The sequence below is a fragment of the Bradyrhizobium sp. genome (genome assembly GCF_049512235.1).
Taxonomy (GTDB): Bacteria; Pseudomonadota; Alphaproteobacteria; order Rhizobiales; family Xanthobacteraceae; genus Bradyrhizobium.
Genome location: NZ_JBEKXH010000678.1, coordinates 1 through 2,932, shown reverse-complemented (window position 1 = coordinate 2,932; position 2,932 = coordinate 1). Strand labels below are relative to the sequence as shown.

Sequence of the window (2,932 nt, the reverse complement as noted above, 5' to 3'; positions counted from 1 at the left end):
TCATTGGGAGCTCCGCGAAGCAATCCATGGTCACCACGGATCGAAAGCGCCTTTCGCAGCGTCTGGCCCCTCGGTAGTATTGGGAGGTCTCTACACGTCTTGATCCAATTGCCGCCGCCATGGCCGACATATTCATTTCCTACAAGCGCGAGCGCCGCGCCGCTGCGCGGCACCTGGAGCAGATCTTGCTCCGCTATGGATATTCCGTCTGGTTCGATCTCGAACTGGTTCGAGGGCAGGATTTCGAGGCGCAGATCGAACGCGAATTGTCGGCCGCCAAGGCGGTGATCGTGCTGTGGTGCGGGCTTTCCGTAAAGTCGCCCGGCGTGCGCTCGGAGGCGAATCGCGCCAAGTCATTGGGCAAGCTGATCCCGCTCATCATCGAGCCGTGCGAACTGCCGCTGTTCTCGACGCTCGAGCAGAATATCGACCTGACGGCAGCAGCCGGGTCGCCGCGCGATCACGCCTTCGATTTCCTGCTCGACGATCTGGAGCGGCTGGTGGGCAGGGCGCCGCAGCCGGACTTCAAGTCTTTGCGCAACTACGAATCGACTTGGCGCACCATGGGCGCCTTGCCCTTGGCGCGATTCCCGCTGGAGCCGGGACCGGCCCGCGAGGTGATCCTGCGTGACGCGGTCACGGCTTCCGCGCCGATCATCGCGGGGCCGGCCCACGACTATGCGTTCTGGGAACGGCAGTGGGACAAGCAGGGTGCCGGCGCCAATCTGGTCGCGCTGCGCGCCATCGCGGAAGATGCGCCCCGTTATTTCGCCGACCAGGCCCGGGTACGGATTGCCGAGATCGAGGCAACGCAACGCCAGCAGGCGGAGCGCGCGCAACGCGCGCGGGAGGCAGAGGCGCGGAAGAGGGTTGAGCAGGAGCGCGTCCAGCGGAAGCGGGCCGCGGCCGAGCAAGGCGACAAAGCCGAGGGCCGCATCAAGGTCGATACCGGGATCGTGCATGTCGCCACGGGCGGCTGGTTCAAGCCGGGTGCCGGCAAGGTTGAATGGTTCAAGGACATCGACACCGGCCCGGAGATGGTCGTCGTTCCCGCCGAGCCACCGTTCGCCATCGGCAGGTTCGCCCTGACATTCGAAGAGTGGGATGCGGCCCAGGCCCATCCGGAATGGCAGGCGCATGCCCATATGGCCCGACGCAAGCCCGATGATCACTCCTGGGGTCGAGGCAGGCAACCGGCCATCGATGTGTCGTGGGACGATGCCAAGGCCTATTGCTTATGGTTGTCGAAGGTGACCTCGAAGTCCTATCGACTGCCAAGCGAGGCCGAATGGGAGCTTTGCTGCAGGGCCGGCACCACGACCGAATTCTGGTGGGGCGATCAAATCTCGACCGATCAAGCCAATTACGATGGCAGCTACCCGCTCAGCAACGGCAAGAGGGGCGAGTATCGAGCGCGCACGGTGGCCGTCGACAGCTTCGAGCCAAATCCATGGGGGCTGTATCAGGTCCACGGCAATGTCCTGGAATGGTGCGAGGATCAGGTTGGCGAGTCTTATCGCGTCCTGCGCGGCGGTTCTTGGTTCAGCGATCCAGCCGGTCTCCGCTCCGCCAGCCGCGGCAGGATCCGTCCCGACGGCCGCGACTTCACTGCGGGCTTTCGAGTTGCCAGAACGCTTTTACCTCCTGCTCCTTAGTATCCTTGCTGGGGTTATCACCCTGCCTTTCGCCCGCGCGCGTTCGTCCCCCGCACCTTCTTCGTCGCGCGAAGCGCTGTCCGCCGCGCCGGCGCAGCGGCCTGCCGTTTCGCCACAGCCTTGCCCTTCAAACTCTGCTTCAGCGCATCCATCAGGCTGATCACATTATCCGGCCGCTCTTCCCGCTCCGCGGCCTTGACAGGCTTGCCGCTTGCCTTGCGCTTGACCAGCGCTTTCAGCGCGTCCTCATATTCGTCCTTGAATTTGGCGGGATCGAAATGCGCGGCCTTGGTGTTGAGGATATGGCTGGCGAGTTCGACCATGTCCTTGGTGATCTTCGGGCTCTTGATGCCGTCGAAATACTCGTCCTCGTCGCGCAGCTCGTAGGGGTAGCGCAGCGTGGTGCCGAGCAGGCCCTTGCCCAGCGGCTCGATGGCGATGACATGCTCGCGGCTGGTGAGGACGATGCGGGCCAAGGCGACGCGGTCCTGGTCCTTCATGGCGTCGCGGATCACCGCGTAGGCATCAATGCCCGATTTGCCGTCGGGCGCGATGTAATAGGGATGATTGAGATAGCGGCGGTCGATCTCGGCCCTGGGCACAAAAGCGTCGATGTCGATGGTGTGGTTGCTTTCGATTGCGACGGCGTCCAGTTCCTCCGGTTCGATCTCGACGTATTCACCCTTTTTCAGTTCGTAACCGCGGCCCTTCTGGTCGCCCTCGACGACGTCGCCGGTCTTGGCATCGACCATCTGCTGCTTCAGCCGGTGGCCGGTTTCCTTGTTGATCATGTGGAAGCGGGTCTTCTCGACCGAGGTCGAGGCCGGGTAGAGCAGCACCGGGCAGGTCACGAGCGAAAGCTTCAAGGACCCTTTCCAGTACGCGCGAGCAGCCATGATCATCTCCGAACTTGCTTTGCGGTTGATAATTCGGGAACTTCAACTGATTTGGCTGGTTTCGGTTCCGGGGCCGCTGTCGCGCTGTTGGCGCCCACATTCCCAACACAAAAACCGTCACCGCGAGTTTCGCACCGGCCTTCGGCCGACCATGGCGGATGAAACTTGCCCGACGGGCTAAGACGGGCCCTAGATCTGGTGTGATTTGGGCTGTCAAGCCACAAAGATAAAAATATTTACGTTGCTATTTTGTTCGAATCAGTTATAGCCCCACCCGTCTCGTTCCAGATGAGGGGCGTATCGCGATCGTCAGACACGCGGGATGAGATGCGGTGGACGCGGCAGCGTCGGGCGTGGCCAGGACATGGCAGGGCAGGATGT

2 protein-coding genes are annotated in these 2,932 nt (G+C 62.6%); one reads left to right on the top strand and one right to left on the bottom strand.

Features of this window, described 5'->3' with window-relative positions; genetic code table 11:
• Window positions 1-119: 119 nt before the first annotated feature.
• Entirely contained in the window at window positions 120-1,655 is a 1,536-nt protein-coding gene (locus ABSG20_RS33785) for an SUMF1/EgtB/PvdO family nonheme iron enzyme (protein ID WP_423868777.1), read from the top strand.
• Window positions 1,656-1,672: 17 nt separating this feature from the next.
• Here the strand turns inward: ABSG20_RS33785 and ku are convergent, their stop codons facing one another.
• Window positions 1,673-2,551: a non-homologous end joining protein Ku gene (ku, locus tag ABSG20_RS33780; RefSeq protein WP_423868776.1), complete on the bottom strand. Its 879-nt coding sequence runs from the start codon at window positions 2,549-2,551 to the stop codon at window positions 1,673-1,675.
• Between the last annotated feature and the right edge of the window lie 381 nt (window positions 2,552-2,932).